At 59.4% G+C, this 15775-nt stretch carries 11 protein-coding genes; 9 read left to right on the forward strand and 2 right to left on the reverse strand.

The window, feature by feature from the left end:
• Window positions 1–3: 3 nt before the first annotated feature.
• The gene (locus tag NL112_RS22165) at window positions 4–153 is read right to left on the reverse strand and encodes a hypothetical protein (RefSeq protein WP_255153094.1); all 150 of its coding nucleotides are present in this window, start codon (window positions 151–153) and stop codon (window positions 4–6) included.
• A 168-nt stretch (window positions 154–321) separates the two neighbouring features.
• Here NL112_RS22165 and NL112_RS22170 point away from each other — a divergent pair, with 168 nt between their 5' ends.
• From NL112_RS22170 to NL112_RS22185, 4 genes are read left to right on the forward strand one after another with little or no spacing between them, the layout of a single operon-like run.
• Window positions 322–870: a hypothetical protein gene (locus NL112_RS22170; RefSeq protein ID WP_255153095.1), complete on the forward strand. Its 549-nt coding sequence runs from the start codon at window positions 322–324 to the stop codon at window positions 868–870.
• Window positions 854–3319 (forward strand): Ig-like domain-containing protein, encoded by a 2466-nt coding sequence (locus NL112_RS22175; RefSeq protein ID WP_255153096.1) that lies wholly within the window; start codon window positions 854–856, stop codon window positions 3317–3319. Before NL112_RS22170 ends, NL112_RS22175 begins: the two co-directional genes overlap by 17 nt.
• A complete protein-coding gene (locus NL112_RS22180; protein ID WP_255152967.1) occupies window positions 3316–3819 on the forward strand; it encodes a hypothetical protein in 504 nt (167 codons plus the stop codon). Before NL112_RS22175 ends, NL112_RS22180 begins: the two co-directional genes overlap by 4 nt.
• The gene (locus NL112_RS22185) at window positions 3816–4550 is read left to right on the forward strand and encodes a DUF192 domain-containing protein (RefSeq protein ID WP_255152968.1); all 735 of its coding nucleotides are present in this window, start codon (window positions 3816–3818) and stop codon (window positions 4548–4550) included. Before NL112_RS22180 ends, NL112_RS22185 begins: the two co-directional genes overlap by 4 nt.
• A gap of 75 nt (window positions 4551–4625) precedes the next feature.
• Here the strand turns inward: NL112_RS22185 and NL112_RS22190 are convergent, their stop codons facing one another.
• On the reverse strand, window positions 4626–4880 hold the full coding sequence (locus tag NL112_RS22190; protein WP_255152969.1) for a hypothetical protein: 255 nt from the start codon (window positions 4878–4880) through the stop codon (window positions 4626–4628).
• Window positions 4881–5083: 203 nt separating this feature from the next.
• Between NL112_RS22190 and NL112_RS22195 the strand changes: the two genes are divergently transcribed.
• The 5 genes from NL112_RS22195 (at window position 5084) to NL112_RS22215 (ending at window position 14963) form a co-directional block, all read left to right on the forward strand.
• Window positions 5084–5431 (forward strand): TrbC/VirB2 family protein, encoded by a 348-nt coding sequence (locus NL112_RS22195; RefSeq protein ID WP_255152970.1) that lies wholly within the window; start codon window positions 5084–5086, stop codon window positions 5429–5431.
• Between the two features lie 250 nt (window positions 5432–5681).
• A complete protein-coding gene (locus NL112_RS22200) occupies window positions 5682–9959 on the forward strand; it encodes a hypothetical protein (protein WP_255152971.1) in 4278 nt (1425 codons plus the stop codon).
• Between the two features lie 672 nt (window positions 9960–10631).
• Complete coding sequence (locus NL112_RS22205; protein WP_255152972.1) at window positions 10632–12698, forward strand: phage NrS-1 polymerase family protein; 2067 nt, start codon at window positions 10632–10634, stop codon at window positions 12696–12698.
• Window positions 12699–12811: 113 nt separating this feature from the next.
• Entirely contained in the window at window positions 12812–13144 is a 333-nt protein-coding gene (locus NL112_RS22210) for a hypothetical protein (RefSeq protein ID WP_255152973.1), read from the forward strand.
• Window positions 13145–13424: 280 nt separating this feature from the next.
• A complete protein-coding gene (locus NL112_RS22215) occupies window positions 13425–14963 on the forward strand; it encodes a hypothetical protein (protein ID WP_255152974.1) in 1539 nt (512 codons plus the stop codon).
• Window positions 14964–15775: the final 812 nt, after the last annotated feature.

Genomic DNA, 15775 nt, shown 5'->3' on the forward strand with positions numbered 1-15775 from the left:
AGGCTAGAGGACGGGGCCCTGTTTGGAGCTCGCCGGACAGACACGGTCACTCCCGCACGTATCGTCACGTGCAGGCGACTCGCGCTCGTCCTGGAGTGGCGAGCCGTCGCTCACCGGGACATCGAGCGACTGGAGTTTAGCAGGACTTGCCATCGACCGTCATAAGCAGTAGGCAGTTAAGGACTTTTCAAATCTACAACAACTGTGGTGAATGTAGCGTATGTAGAGAGTGTGGGTGAAGAGAATATTTAGTCGCAGACAGCCTCAGATTAGCCACTCCAAGCGTCGTCGGCACCGCTGGCGACGACAGAACACCACCTCATGAACACCCTCCAACCAGAGACCCTTGAACTGTTTATCCACTGGCTCATTCCCGTCGGTGCAGCACTGTCGGCAGGTATCGATACTGCCTATGTGATCGGTCCGTACATTCGAGCAATCACCGGCCCGCTTGTGCCGCTCGGAGGCTATCGGGCCATCTCCACGCTCACGCGTGTACTTGCAGAACTCGTCGGAGATAGCCACAGTCCCCTCCTGTATCCATTCGTTGATGCTACGGCAAACGCATTCCTGCATACCAACACCCACACGCAGCAGGCGTCGGTTATCCCGCTCCAGAGCGGTGCCGACCTCAGCACCCTTATCTCCGATCTAAAGGCAGCTGTTACACTCCCTGGCTGGGTCGGGAGCGCAATCAAGTGGACGGGTCTTATCACGCTTGTCATCGGCATAATTGCGTACTTCATCAGCCCGTCCATCAACAACCGCCGTCGGGGGTTCGTGATGGCAACAACCGGGTTCGTCCTCACAATCATTGGGTTCGCCTTTCCGATCTTCATCAGCCTGATCCACTATGTCCTCTCAGGCTGATTCACGGCGGGATGGGGAGACTGAATCGGCACACAAGGACAGCTGGGCCGATAGGCTCAGAGGACGTGTCTACGCCTTCCACGCCGCGTGTGCAACGAGATATATCACCACGGCCATTGCAGAGACGAAGCCCCTCGCGAACGCTCTCCGGGGCCGGTCACAGCGATTCAGTCTCTTCGTGACCGTCCTCTTAGCGACCAGCCTCGTTATCGCACCCATCACCGTTGTCTACGCCGCGGGTCTCGACCCAATCTATGACATTCCGAGCGCCGAGCCTGGTGTTGATAAGACCTACGACGAAACCTATCGTGTCCTCGCGAACAACGACGTGGATGTCGATCCCGCGGATGTCAGTTACACCGGCTACTTCGAGAACGACTACCCGGCCTACCCAGTCGACCTCGGGCGGGCTACACTGTCACCCTCGCAATCGCTTCGGTATTCCACAACAAGCGATGTCTACATCACGGACCTCTCCGATTACAACGCTATTCCCATCCAGGATGAGTGGAAACCCTACTCCAGCATGCCGTTCTACACAGAAACGCAGTTCATCAACGTGCATGAGAAGAACACCTACGACGGGCCCAAAAGTAACGACGGTGAGTGGTTCGTACGTGTCACCAACCAGTACGGAGAGTGGCGACCCGTCTATAACGTCGACGTGAAATGGGACCCAGACGCCGAGGAACTCTACGTCTCGAACCCTAACGACGCCCTCGTTCACCTGGCCGAGCACGAGAGCATCATCTCACGGAACCTCCACGCGGCCGAGCAATACACGCAATACGCACAGAACTCAGGTCGGGTCGCCATCCCGACGATGAACGGTCGAGAGCTTTACCCTACTTCAAATGGTGCGAGTATATCCCGGAAATGGGGGCAGAGCAACTTCAACACAGTCCGCGATGCGTGGGTTGGGATCAACGACGTCACTGGCAGTGCTTGGTATCGCGATAGATACGTTTCCGGGGGGGACCCCATCCGGGGCGCGTACGTCCCCTACGATCACCGAGCCGTTGCCCCAGCGGATTTCAGTCGAAGCGCCACGTGCAAGAAAACTCACACTCACGGAAACAGTACTCACTCTCACACCTACCCGAAGACCGAGTGGGCCGAGTACGATCTCCTCAATTCGACTGCGAACGTAACGTCCGTCCGCCTCGATCGTCCCGGATTCACCGGCGAGTCCGAATGGAACCGATTCGGCAAGGTGACGTGGCTCGCGATTGAAGACAAAACGAGTCGGAGTTTCGAGTATCCGCGAGGGGACTACACCCTGACGGCGACTCTCGAAGTCACCACCGAAGTCGAAACTCGGTGGGGCGTCACCAGCTCGAAATGCAGCGAATGGTCGCGGACGAGTGTGAGCACGAACACCCACACGACGCAGTACAGCGTCCCCGTCACCATCACGGACTGGGATTCCCCGAATCTCGAGATCGACATCGCCCATATCGACGGCGCAAGTCACGACCGCCTCGCCGTGAGGTGGAAGGGCGACCAAGACTTCCCGAGCGACCCCTGGAAAAGGATTAGCGTCAACATCGACAACAAGACCATCCACCTCACCTCTCCGTGGCGGTTCTACGGAATTTCCCGCAACGACGAGGTTGAGGTCCGCACCGGAAGCGGGTCGACCACCCACAACGCGACGCACACCCACAACGACCGCTGGCCCGCCATCTACCGCTACGAGACAGGCGTCGCCAACGTCACCGCCGCTTTCCCACAGAAGGGTGAAGACAACCAGGTATGGGGATACACCAGTACTGTCGATAGCCAAGTTTCAACGACGCTCCCGGGAGCACCGCTTCCTGCCAACGTCAACGACCCCGATAACGATCAGCCGACCGACCTCTACACACATCACGTCATAGACGTCAGATCGTCAGACCTCGCCACAGGTGAAACCGTCACCGTCGACGCCTCGAATCCATTCGGTGCTCCACTCGACGGGAAGGCGGCCTCTGGCGAGGACCAGCTCGAAGTCCACAGCCAACCATACGAGTCAACCGTCCTTCAGATTACAGAGGTTAATGTCTCGTCTACCGGCACGGATCACGAAGGCGTCCTCGTCCTTACGGACACTGACGGCAACTCCATCAAAGATAAGGAAATCACCGTCACCCAAGATGACGGAACGACATCGACGGTTACGACCGACAATAATGGCCGTGCCAAGATCGCGTGGGACGGGTCGATTCTCCGCGCTCGCTACGACGGCGACGTGTTTTGGTCGCCCGGCGACCCCTACTACAAGGGTGACCAACTCCTCTATATTCTGCCACCCTCACCCCTCGATTTCGAGCCCGTTGGCGCGGTCGGTGAATACATCTCGGCATCCATCAGCAACGTTCTCATCTTCGTCGAGTGGCTTGCCCTCGGGATCTTCGCCGTGTGGTGGGTGCGGATGCGCCGTCGCACCAGCAAGAGGAAATCAGGATGAGTAAGGTTAGTGAATTTACCGAGCCCGCCATCGAACTCCTCGAAATCGCGACCATCATCGGGCGCTACGGAACCCTCATCGCGCTCGTCGTCGGTATCATCGGCTGGTGGGGCTACGCGAAAAGTCCTCGAGCGATGGCCCGCTTCCGGGGAATGGCCGTCGGCGGCGGAGCCGGCTACATGGCGATCGTCGCTATCGACGTCATCTACGAGGTCCTCGTGTTCATCCTCGGCAGCAAGTTCCTCCCAGATGGGTGGCCCTACGGCGCCGTGACCGGCGTTCACGAGAGCAACCTCTCCCAGCTCGCCACCGCCCTCAGCATCGTCCTCCACAGCTTTGGCCTCATCTTGTTCATCATCGGTGTGACCTGGTGGGCGTTCGGCAGCCGCGATTCGCTCGCCGAGTCTCGCGGCCGACGCGGGATCGTAATGGGGCTCACTCTCATCGGTGGAAGCATCGGCGGCAACGTGTTCAGCGTCTTCGTGTGGATTTTGCTATGACCGGCAACGGCCAACGCCCAGACGCCGGAAGAGATCGTGATGGAGACCGCGACCGCAAGCAAGAACATGGACTGGATCAGGAGCAAGGAGGGAGCGACCCCACGGACCAACCGTTGCTCCCCGAAGGCACAATCGCTCGGCGAATCGTTGACCGTCTCAAGAACCCCTGGGTCATCGCTGTCCTCATCGTCGTCTTCGTACCTATGGTCGCGTGGGTCGGCTACACTGTTCACGCAGACCTCACCTCTCCCGATTACGGGACTGCGACCATCTACGACGAGAACGGCGACTATCTCGAATCCGTCGAGGGGAATGTCGCCGTCACATGGCGAGAACAATACACCGGCCTCTCGAATACGGACTCCCTCGAAGATGGTCACGGGATGATTTTTCTTCACGACACAGAGCGAGAACACACCTACGTGATGCGGGACATGGCCTTCCCCATAGACATAATCTTTATCGACAAAGAAGGGCGGATCACCGTGATCCACCACGCTGAACTCGAAAACAAAGAACCGCTCACAGAGTATCGGGGGCAGTCGAAATATGTCCTCGAAGTCCCCTACCACTGGACCACAGAGAACGGCATCGACGTCGGTGATACCGTTGAGTTCCGGTGGGGACCCCCGCGCACCGGAACGGGTAGGATGTCGAAAGCCTCCAGTGGCGACCCTCACAACGATGTCCCGACCAATCCGAAACGCCGCCCTGCGGCCAGCTCTCCCTAATACCGTGTTACGTCAGCGGGGAAGGAAACCAGCGTAAGAAGTAGAACGTGTTGTGTTGTGACTGGGCCGTTCGTCTCAGTCTGAATCGCTAGGATGTGCGTCCGGCATTGACGGAAGGTACTTGTTCTCGATTTCTTCAGCCTGTGGGAAGTCGATTTTTTCGAGAATTTCGTTGATAGCTTCGTCGTACGACTTCTCTACCAGGGGGTTGTCGTTCTTGTAGGCGGTCAACCGCGTATGCGTATCCCGGTGGAGGCAGACGTTGATCGTCGTCTCGGGGTCGCGGTCGGTGTTATCACTCGAGGTGGGCTTGGAGCTGTTTGTTGACACTGCAATCACCTATGGACAAGGAGGCACTGGAGGGTGTTCCTGGTCCAACAAGTAGATGTGCTATGGGTGACCACATAACTGTATCGGTGAAACCCCCCAAAATCCCGCCCTTCAACACCCTCAAACCGGTGTTCTACATCTGCCACATTTGATGTAGCCTACTCTTCTTTATGATGAACTCCCCCCTATTACCGGTGGGTAACATGAGCACCCTCCGAACAAAGAAACTCCTGAGAAAGCACAGCACATCCCTCGTTTTGGGAATCCTCGTCCTAGTCGTTTTCGTTGATCCAGTCGCCGCGCAGGGCGGCGGTCCCCCAGCCGATTTCGAGGGCATCATGAGCAATCTATATGACACCGTCCTGCTTGTTCTGAAGTACGCTGGCCTCGTGGCTCTCGCCTTTGGCGCGATCGTGTGGTTCACTGCCCGGAAAAACTCCGACCGCGCTGAGAACGGGATGTGGCTCATGATTGGTGGAATCAGCATGACGATCTTCTACTTCGGCGTCACGATCTTCGTGGCCGTTTTGGAGTGGATCGCCACCCCGTAAACCGTCTAGACGGGCTAGACGGTACGGACCCCTTTCCCTCCCTCCGCTTGTGCCCGAATTTCCAATGGAGGGATGATTATTTCACAATCCAGTGGCGGCTGAATCAGACGACACAACACAATCCAAAGATGATAACAAACATTCCAATGGTGTTCCTACCCAACCGAATCACCCGGTGGGTTGGGACGCACTCGACCGTTGCACAGTGTTGGCGGAGGGGTGTGTCTACCCGCGAGAGGACGGGGGGCAAATGACTACCCCATCCCCGAGCTCCAACCGGGACGACCATGAACAGGACACCCTCCACGATCGCATCAGCTCTTTGTCGTCGACGCGCGGAGAAGAGTCGACCGAAGCGGGACAGGACCATCCCACTCAGAACCGGGAAGAATCAACCGACCTTGACCACGTCCCGCCGACCGAGAACGGGGCCGACAAGGAGGAGGAGGAGAAGCGTGAGGACCATCTCGCTTCCTACGAGGTCAAGGGCACGACCGGGCCGGGGAAGAAACTCAGTGATCCTATCGAAGCCCGGCCGTACATCCACATCTCACCCGCCCGTGAGCAGGTCACGCCCGGGAACGTCATCGCGGGGCTTTTCGGCTTGTACCGGGCGGGCGTGACGAGCACCTCGCGGTTCAATCTCAAAGCCCGCCTCGGACTCAAGGACTACAAGAAGATCTTCGAGTTCATCATCCACAAGCCGCGGAACACGAAGCGGTTCGACTTCTATATTTCAGTGACGCCCTACGAGGCGACTGCGTTCAAGACGCTCGCCGCGAACGTCGCCGCAATGTATCCCGAATCCTTCGAGTTCGAAATCGTCCCGTTCAACCCCGTCGCGGCGTTTGCCTCAGAAGACGGGAACGCCCGCGTTGGTGGGCGGCGTATCGCTACGCTCGACGACATCATCGACCTCGAGAACCTCGCTGGCTTCGAGGACCCCGAAGTTTTCATTGACCATAGCATTGGGAGCGGGCATGAGCTCTCTTCCGAGGAGGCTGAAGAGCAGCTCATCAGTGAAGGCGTTCCGCTCCGTCCCGAGGAAGTCCGTGAAGAGAAACGTCCCTCGCTCGTCCGTTGGAAAGGCATCGCCTCGAAAAAGGACGACTGGATGACGCTGCTCCGGCCGTTCAGCGATTTGGCTGTCGACAGCGACGACCAGTATCGCTCGCCGCTCAGTGTGCTCCTCGAGCAGGCCGTCCACACCGACGATCCGTTCATCTTCCAAGCCATCTTCAGGCCACGCTCTGATTGGACTAGTGAGGCTGAAACCCACAAGCGGAACCTCAAAATGGGCAACCATGGGACGGTCTCCGCGTTCAAAAACGAGTTCGCCCGGCAGATGTTCGGAACATCCGACCAGGAACGCCGGAACATTCACCGTGGAGACATCTCCGAGCAGGTCGGGGGATCCGTCAGCGCCGGTGAGGATGACAAGATCACGGGGTCACGGATGGAACAGATCGACCGCAAACAACCCACCACAACGTTCGACCTCACACTCCGGGCTGCCTGTAACGAACAGACTGTCCAGAGTATCTCGAACGCCTTCACATCGCTCTCAGGGCCGTACTATGGCATCGAGGGAGAACTCCTCGGGTTCAACAACAAAGAGTTCGCCCGCCTGTGCCACGCACGTCAGGCCAGCACCAGCGGTTTCACCGGGCGCTTCAGCAAAGGTGACCCACTCATCTGTGCCTCTCCCGACGAACTCGCGAACTTCGTCGTCGTCCCGCACACCGACGCCCTCCCGCGGGCCTCGCGTGGGTCCTCGGGCGGGTCACCCGATGCTCGCTCGCCACTCACGGCGACAGATGAAGACCTGCTCTCGCAATACGACTACGGAATGCACATCGGGTACGCCGAGACCGCCGTCGACAACCGGCCGGACATTCCCATCCGTCTCAGTGCAGAGCAGCTGACGCACCACATCCTCCGCGCAGCGACGACTGGTGGCGGGAAGACAACCGCGATGGTCAACGATGCGCTGTCGGCCTACGAATCGTTCGACGGCCCCATCTTCGTCTTCGACCGGAAAGGTGGGACGATGGCCGACGAGTACAAGAAAGCGCACTTCAAGAAATTCGGCAACCTCGATGACGTCCTCCACGTCCCCGTCCCGGGGCCGAACGACGAGGTGCTTGCTTTCCCGTACTTCGACATTCGACCGCAACTCGCTGCCGGCGTCTCACGCACGGTCGCCGTCCAAGAGAAAGTAGACCGCTACAACGAACTCCTCGTGTACGTGCTGGGCCGCGAAATGACCCAGCAGGCGTTCGTCGCCCAAGAGATCCTCAACAACCTCATCAAGGCGATGTTCGATCCCGTGTACGGCCGGGACGCATGGCCCATCCAAGACCTGTTCCAAGTTGCCTACGAGATGCAGCAGGGCCAGCTCCCCGAAGTGAGCGACCGAACGCTTCGCCTCGCCCTCACGCGGCATCTCCACGCCGACGAGCAGCGGTTCCAGACATCGATCGATGCCGTGATGAACCGTATCACCAAGCTCGCTGAGCGGAGTTTCGTCTGGCGTGTCCTCAACTTCGTTCCCGAGTGGAACGACGAGAAGGGCTGCTACGCCAACCAATCGCCGATGTTCGACATTCAGGACATCCTCACCTCGAAGAAGGTCGTCCTCGTCGATACGGGTGACCTCCGGCCCGCCTCAAGCAATCTGTTCACGTTCATGCTGCTCGACTACATCTGGTCGGGCGCTCGCCTCCGTCATCGACTCGGGAACACCCCGTCGGTTGAGGATGGATACGTTATCAACCTCATCATCGATGAAGCCGCGGCGATGCTCCAATCCGAACTGGTGCGCGACGACATGATTCCTGATGGGCGTGAGTTCGGTCTCTCCCTCGAAGTCATCGTCCACTTCGCAGAGCAGGTCAAGGCCGATGCCCTCGACGTCTCCTCGTACAAGGAAATTCTACGGAACATCAATACGAAACTCATCGGCAAACTCGCCGTCGACGACGAACTTGTGATGACGCTGTTCCACGAAGGCATCGAGGACGAGGAACTTGTCGACCGGATCACGTCGCTCCCGCGTGGGGAATGGGTCGCTCAACTCCCAGACACCGGGTTCATGACTGACATCCCTGAAATCGTGACGCTGCTCCCCGTCGATATCCCCTACGGTCACAGCGATTCCGACGACCCCGTGATCGACAAGACCGTGTCGACGCAGGGTCATGTCTTCAGCGACATCAACGCAGAAATCACCCGTACAACGCGTCGGGACCACTGCCTGCTCCCCGGAAGCAACACCGACGCTTCCGGCGAGCAGCTCTCAGCCGAACACGGGCGCGGCATCAACGGTAGTGAAAACAATCCCAATCGTGACTTCGAGATCGGCGTGTCCGGCGAGAACGGAGACGGAAACGGCGAAGGCAAGAAGACCGGGTCCAACCCAGAGACGCAACTCGGCACGGGGAGTCCGAACACCCCCAGTGCAGAGGGACAACCCCCCTCGAACGGGCACGGCGAACAGGCCGAATCAGGGGCTAGTCGAGTTCCCGCAGACGACCTCACAGACGACTTCGGTTCACGCCGCCCGCCGCGAGAAACGAACGATGAAAGCGAAACCGATGGCGGGGTTCCACGAGCAGCCGACGAAGTAGACAGTAATCTAGGAGATCGAGTTGACGGCTTCCTCTACGATGGAGTTGACCCCGACTCCGAAGACCCGTCCGAAACCGACGATGCACACAGCGACGAGGAGGGGGGAACAAGTCCCGACAATGCAGACGATCGGAGTGCGTCTGATACCCCCGACGATAACGCCACTGAAAGTGCCGACGGAGAGAACGGAGAGACTCGATCAGGCATAGATGAAAATCTGACAGTTGAAGAACGCCACTTCCTGACCGCGATCGTCACCACGGTCAACGGCAACCACCCTGCCTACGACGTTGTGAACTCGATGAAGAGGATAAAGAATCAGTTTGATGAGGTAGACGAAGAGAAGCTCATCGAACTCGGCTACCTCGAGAAGCAGACCGAAAATTTGCGGGTCTACTACACCGTGACTCGCGACGGCCAGCGTGCGTGTGGAGCGAAGGTCGCGACCGGCGAAGATCAGGGCGATGTGAACGAGAAGACCTACCACAAGGTGATGGTGGAGGCATTCGCTCGCTCACTCGCCCGCGACCCGAACAATCACTATTTTATCAAACGATATACACCACTTCACGGGACGGATGTGAAGCCGGACGTGGTCGGCTACGATGGCGAAGATCCCGTCGTTATTGGAGAGGCCATCTCAAACGTCCATCCCTCGCTGATGGTCAAGCACTATGACGACTTCAACAGGTTCGACATCGAGAAGAAAGTCTGGATTGTGCCCAATCTATCAGTCGCATGGGACATCACTCGAGCCCTCGCAAATGCTGGTCGGATCGACGAACTGCCCCCCAAGCGAAATAACCGAACATACGAGAAGCTCACCGAAGCCATCTGGGGTGAAGAGGGTGAGTGGTTGTTCGTCGGCGCTTCAAATCTCCTCGATGATCTCGACTAGTCACATCCAAGCGTTCGAACAAAATCCGCGCACGGCGCGCACGAGCAGTACGGACGCTGTATCCTGTAAATCCGCCCTCTCGAACACCCCCTCGGCGTCAGCACTTAGCGCACGTGTGCAAAACGTATTAGAGACACTAAAACGCTATTTCTGGACTCAAACCGAAATCGGCGGGTTCGTGGGGGTTTCGAGTACGCGCAACTTCACGCAAAATCCGCACATGACGCGCATCGGTAGTATGGGGGTTGTATCACCAGAATTTGCCTTTCCGAACACCCCCTCGGCGTCAGCACTTAGCGCACGTGTGCAAAACGCGTTAGAGAGGCTATCGGCCAACCAGGTCACTCCATTCGACCCCTCCGGCGTGATTTTACATAGTATTGGATACAGGGGGGCTGTCGTCCCTCCACAATTCGTGTGCAGGCTGTTGGTTTTCGTCTTGGCTTGGGGGAGATCGACGAAATCGGTTTGTCTCGCCCGGCGGGGCGAGGCGACGGCGCGGGCTGACACAAGGTAAGATCCATGCCAAACATAGACGTAACTAAAGACGGGATACCGGACAAAATCCGCACCATCGGGAATTGGATTTGCTGGCGCGAAGGTATGCGTGACGGGAAACCTACCAAAATCCCGACTAAACCATATCGGACGAATGGTGACATCAATGCCGACGTGACCAACCCCGAACATCGCCGAGACTTCGACACCGCCTGGGACTCACTCAACGACTCTCGCGTGAACGCCGATGGTCTGGGGTTCGTCTTCAGCGACGACGTCACCATCGTCGGCATCGACCTCGATAAATGTCGTGATTCTGATACCAGTGAAATCAAGGAATGGGCGCAAACAATCATCGACAAGGTCGACTCATATACGGAGGTTTCCGCTTCCGGAACCGGTGTGCATATCCTCGCCAGTGGGGAACTCCCGCCCGGCGGGAACCGGAAGGACTCTCTCGAGATGTATGACTCCGAACGGTACTTCGCTACGACTGGTGCTCACATCGAAGGAACCCCCACAGAAATCCAGAAGCGGCAGGATGAGATAGAGGCCGTTCACCGCGAATTCATCCGGGACGGCGTGAGTCCAGATGGACAGACGACTCTCACCGGGGGGACGGAAATCGAAAGTTCAGAAAAGAGAGGTGACGCAGGTGGTCGCCTCGACACCGAGGCCCGGGCGCAGCAGAGTGCGAGTTCGCTCATCGAGCGTTATGGAGACGCCTTCAGGAATATCCGCGACCCCGCCATCAAGGAGGCCCTCGAGCGGGTCGCGACGAAGTACCTGCCCTCCGAGTGTCCGAGTACGTTCGCCGACCTCGCTGGGCCCGGTGTGGACCTATCAGATCAGGAGATACTCAAGCGAATGTTCGACTCTCACGGGGGTGACCGCAAGCAGCGTCTCTACGAAGGTGACGCCTCGATGTGGGGGTCCCATGACGCCGACTATCCGAGCCAGTCCGAGGCGGACATGGCGCTCGCTCACAACCTCGCGTTCTGGACGGGCAAGGACCCCGAACGGATGAACGGGTTGTTCGAGGAATCCGGCCTGCACCGCGAGAAGTGGGAGCGGCGTCACTACGCGAGTGGTGCGACCTACGGTGACGTCACGCTCGCCCGTGCGCTCCTCCGGGTGGACGACTACTACGAAGTCCCGAGCGAGGATGGCGTGAAGTTCTCGAAGGCCGATTCCATCGGCTCGAGTTCAACCTCATCCACGGGGTCGGACGACCACGATCTCCCACCGATGGACTTCAAGGTTGGCTCCAATTCCGGGCCGTCCGAGACCGGCGACGCCGCTACGGATGAGACCGGTCCACTGCACAGCGAAGGGACGAATGGGGAGGCACCCACCGTCAATGCCGATGTTCTCACCGACCTCGAGGATGACGAAGAGTTCATCCCCGTCAACCCCGACGAAGACGGCGACCCGGCAGCAGTCGCTGACTCCTACGTAGCCGGGCAGGAACCGGAACAAGGGAACAGCCACGCTCAAGGTCCTGGTCATGACGGCACTGCATCGACGACCACACCCGAGGCTTCCACGACAGCTGGGACCAGTGCTGATGATAGTCCTGTCCCAGGGCCGAGAACGGGCGGGCCGGGGACCGCGACGCCGACGGTGGATGGTCGCGAACCGGTTGATCCGCGTGGGATGGACACCGATTCCGATCTCGACGAGAGCACCCAGCGGATGATGGAAGCGTCCGCTCGCGACGCCGGGCCGGGATGGGAACGCACCGATCCGACGCTCGATGATGACGAGAAGCACCCGGCGGATTGGACCATCGGCGAGATCCGGGGCTACTCCGCGACCGACCAGGCGATGCGCCTCGCTCGTGAAGACCAGCGTATCCTCGCCCGGAAACTCGACCGGCAGTCAAGGGAACTCGCCGAACTCAGCGAGCAGGGCGAGGAGAACGAACGCCTCCGGTTTGTCCTCAAGGTCTACCTCGAAACGATGGACGAGCTGATGGAGGAACGCGCTCGGTATCGTACGCAACTCAAGCACCTCGGGGAGCTCTCGAAAGACGATACCGAACTCCCCGACGACCCCGTGAAGCGAGTCAAGCAGATCATGCGTCCGAAGGTTCGGCGCGAAGACGCACGGACGGCAACAGAGACCCTCACGGGAATCGACGCCGTCCTCCAGGAGTACGAAGAAGCAAACGAACGTATCGAGGCCAAAGAACGCGAACGCCGCAAGAAACAGGGCCTCTTCTCGCGTCTCTTCGGATAACGGCGCTGTTCCGAACCGTTCGGCCGGTGGTCTACTCGCGCCGCTCTTTCCGTGTGCATCCCCGCTCCTCGCCGAGTGAGTATTGGACCCCAAATGGGGGTGAGGGAAGTGAGATGTACGACAACATCAACCCCGACGAGCGGCGTATCGACAGCAAAATCGGCGGAATAGAGACCGAAGCCGAACTTGAGCAGCGAGAACCCGTGAGCGTCCAGTTCAAGACCGGTGACGGCCCCGAGTTCAGGAAGCCCGACCACGACCCGCACGGCGAGACGTTCGCCGCGGTCAGCCATTCTTGGGCGTCGTGTGACGGCGGGTGTGGGATGTCGGGCCTGGTCCCGACCGCACTCCTCGAAGACGCCGATGGACTGACCGGGTGGCCGCCATTCGACATCCTCTGCGAGGCGTGTGCCGAGGCTCGCGATCGTGACGATTACACCTTCTAGTGGCCGGAGATGTGACGCGGTTCCGTTCGTATTGCTTTCCGACTAGACGACTCGGACGGATAGAGTTCCTCTGTTCTCTCGGTTTCTCCAGCTCCTCGCAGCGTGAGTTTTGGTCCCCAAAGGGGGGTGAGGGAGAGCGGGTGGGGCGGGGCGCGACAGTCGAGTGCCCAGTCCCGAAGCCGTTCCTCAGAATTCCCCTCAGAGAGTGACAAACATGTGTGCAAACACTACCACTGACGTAGCGCAGCGCGCGGAAGACATTAGCGGCGAGTTCGGCGAGATGGGCGTGGACGTCCCCGCGTCGAGCATCGAAGAGCGGATTGCGGCCATGCAGGAGTTCTCCGTTCCGATCGAGACGGCGGTCGAGACGACAGTTCGTAACGTCATCGACGACCATGACCTCGAATCCAACGACCTCTCGGACGGGGTCAAGGCGGTTGCCGGCTTCGGTAACGGTAACAGCGGTTCCCAGAGCTTCGACCGGGTGGCCCTCGAGGACATCCCGGACGTCGGCGACGAGGAATGGGTAGATGTCCGGGCGCAGGTCGTCGACCTCTGGGAGCCGCACTCCGATTCCATGCGACAGGTCGGCCTCATCGCCGACGAGACGGCCCAGATGAAGTTCGTTGTCTGGGCGAAGAACACCGACTCGCTCCCGACCCTCGAGGAGGGTGTCGCCTACGACATCGCCTCGGCGGTCACGAACGAGTACGAGGGCAAGTACTCCATCTCGCTCAACAAGGCGAGCAGTGTCACGGAGTCCGAGGAGGCCGTCGAACCCACGGACGGGTCGATTCGCGCCACTGGGACGCTCGTCGGCCTAGATGAGGGTTCGGGCCTCATCAAGCGCTGCCCCCGCAAGGAATGCACGCGTGTCGTTCAGAACGGCCGCTGCTCCGAGCACGGTGTCGTCGATGGCGTGTTCGATCTTCGGCTGAAGGCCGTCCTCGACGATGGCGACCGTGCTGTCCGCGCACTGTTCAACGCCGAGATGACCGAGGCTGTCTCCGGAGTGAGCCTCGATGACGCCACGGAGATGGCTTCCGACGCCCTCGATACCAGCGTCGTCGAAGCGGCACTTCGCGAGTCACTCATCGGTCGGACGTACGACATCCGCGGCCCGGTCATCGGCGAGTACTTCCTCGTTGACGAGGTCGAAGAGACCTCCTACTCGGCGGAGAATCCCGGCCTCGGTGACGCGGCTCTCGCAGACGCCGTGACGCAGCGCCAACCCGCCAAGCGCGTGTTCGCTGAAGAACTGAACATGGCGACCCACTCGTTCACCCGCCCGGAGGACGAGGGCGACGATCGTGCGCCGAAGTTCACGCTACTCCCCTCGGGTGAGGCAGCCAACCGCGTGCTCGTGGTCGGTGCTCTCATCGAAACCTCGGATGTCGGCGATGACTCCGAGTTCTGGAAGGGGCGCGTCATGGCGGGTAGTGAGGTCGTGAACATCTACGCTGGGCAGTACCAGCAGGAGTCGATGACCGTCCTCCGTTCGACCGAGACCCCGTCGTTCGTCGCAGTGGTCGGCAAGGTCCACCATTACGAGACGGACGCCGGCGTGAACGTCTCCATCCAGCCCGAGCACATCTCGACGGTGGGCGGTGAGATTCGCGACTCGTGGATGGCTGAGACCATCAACGCGACCCAGGCGCGGCTCAGCGCGCTCGAGAGCGGCGAATCGGACGCAGTGGACGCCGTTCACAGCGTCTACAACAGTGACGTCTCTGCCATCGAAACGGCGGTCCAGGCGGCAGCCAAGGACCTCACGCCTGCTGGCAGCGACGTCAAGTCGGAGCCAGCTCCCGCCCAGTAAGGGGCCGGGGCTGCACACCCCGTGGGGGCGAACGTCGCCTCTTTCTCTGCCCGCGGCACTGTGCATCGAAAACCCGCCGAGCGCCCCCGGCACGACGGCGGTTCGCTGGTCTCAAGCGGTATGCAGTTGCATCGACTCTTGACCCTCGACCAGCTTCTATTCGATTCTGGTTCCTCTGGCGCTTCCTTGCTCAAGTTTTTGTCCCCAAAGGAGGTGAGGGGGCGATTCGACCGTCCATCCGTTCTCGCCTCGTCGACGAGGTCGGCTTGTCACTGCCTTCGTCGAAGATTGTGGGCCTCGCGACGATCAATCGCTAGCCCTCACTGACCGTTCGACTCTGTTCCATCGGTTCCGTTCCCGGAGTCTTGTCACGATTCCTGCCTGTGTCCACTCACAGCAACACTGGAAAGCGAACTGACAACGACACCGAACTCTTCGCAGAGTCTCCGTCGAGAGTCACAGCCCACTCGACCATGCTCTTGAGAGCGTGATCCTTGGACGTCGGCCAGTATTGCCAATCCCACCTCCGACGACGCTCCTGGCTCTCGCGTCGTCACTTTCCGTACCCGTTCGACTATCCACCAGCAGTTTTCAAAATCCAGTTCCGGTAGCCTCACGTCCTACGTAACAACAAACGGCATCCACGTTCGGACTGTAACGTAGGATATGAGTCTTTCGCACGACTCCTTCCCGACCGGGAGATACCGTCGACGTCACCAATTGCGGTCAGAGCAACCCGCTACACACCGTGAACTGTGGCGGCTACATTGAATGTGGTTCGCGAAGAGTTATCGTTGTATTTTCACTACTAG

The sequence above is a fragment of the Halorarius halobius genome (assembly GCF_024298865.1).
Classification (GTDB): domain Archaea; phylum Halobacteriota; class Halobacteria; order Halobacteriales; family Haloarculaceae; genus Halorarius; species Halorarius halobius.

What these genes read in the sequence shown, in the direction of transcription:
- NL112_RS22200 (WP_255152971.1), top strand. Translation starts at nt 5,682, where the DNA reads ATGACTACCCCATCCCCGAGCTCCAACCGGGACGACCATGAACAGGAC.
- NL112_RS22215 (WP_255152974.1), top strand. Translation starts at nt 13,425, where the DNA reads ATGGGCGTGGACGTCCCCGCGTCGAGCATCGAAGAGCGGATTGCGGCC.
- NL112_RS22175 (WP_255153096.1), top strand. Translation starts at nt 854, where the DNA reads ATGTCCTCTCAGGCTGATTCACGGCGGGATGGGGAGACTGAATCGGCA.
- NL112_RS22185 (WP_255152968.1), top strand. Translation starts at nt 3,816, where the DNA reads ATGACCGGCAACGGCCAACGCCCAGACGCCGGAAGAGATCGTGATGGA.
- NL112_RS22195 (WP_255152970.1), top strand. Translation starts at nt 5,084, where the DNA reads ATGAGCACCCTCCGAACAAAGAAACTCCTGAGAAAGCACAGCACATCC.
- NL112_RS22180 (WP_255152967.1), top strand. Translation starts at nt 3,316, where the DNA reads ATGAGTAAGGTTAGTGAATTTACCGAGCCCGCCATCGAACTCCTCGAA.
- NL112_RS22210 (WP_255152973.1), top strand. Translation starts at nt 12,812, where the DNA reads ATGTACGACAACATCAACCCCGACGAGCGGCGTATCGACAGCAAAATC.
- NL112_RS22165 (WP_255153094.1), bottom strand. Translation starts at nt 153, where the DNA reads ATGGCAAGTCCTGCTAAACTCCAGTCGCTCGATGTCCCGGTGAGCGAC.
- NL112_RS22170 (WP_255153095.1), top strand. Translation starts at nt 322, where the DNA reads ATGAACACCCTCCAACCAGAGACCCTTGAACTGTTTATCCACTGGCTC.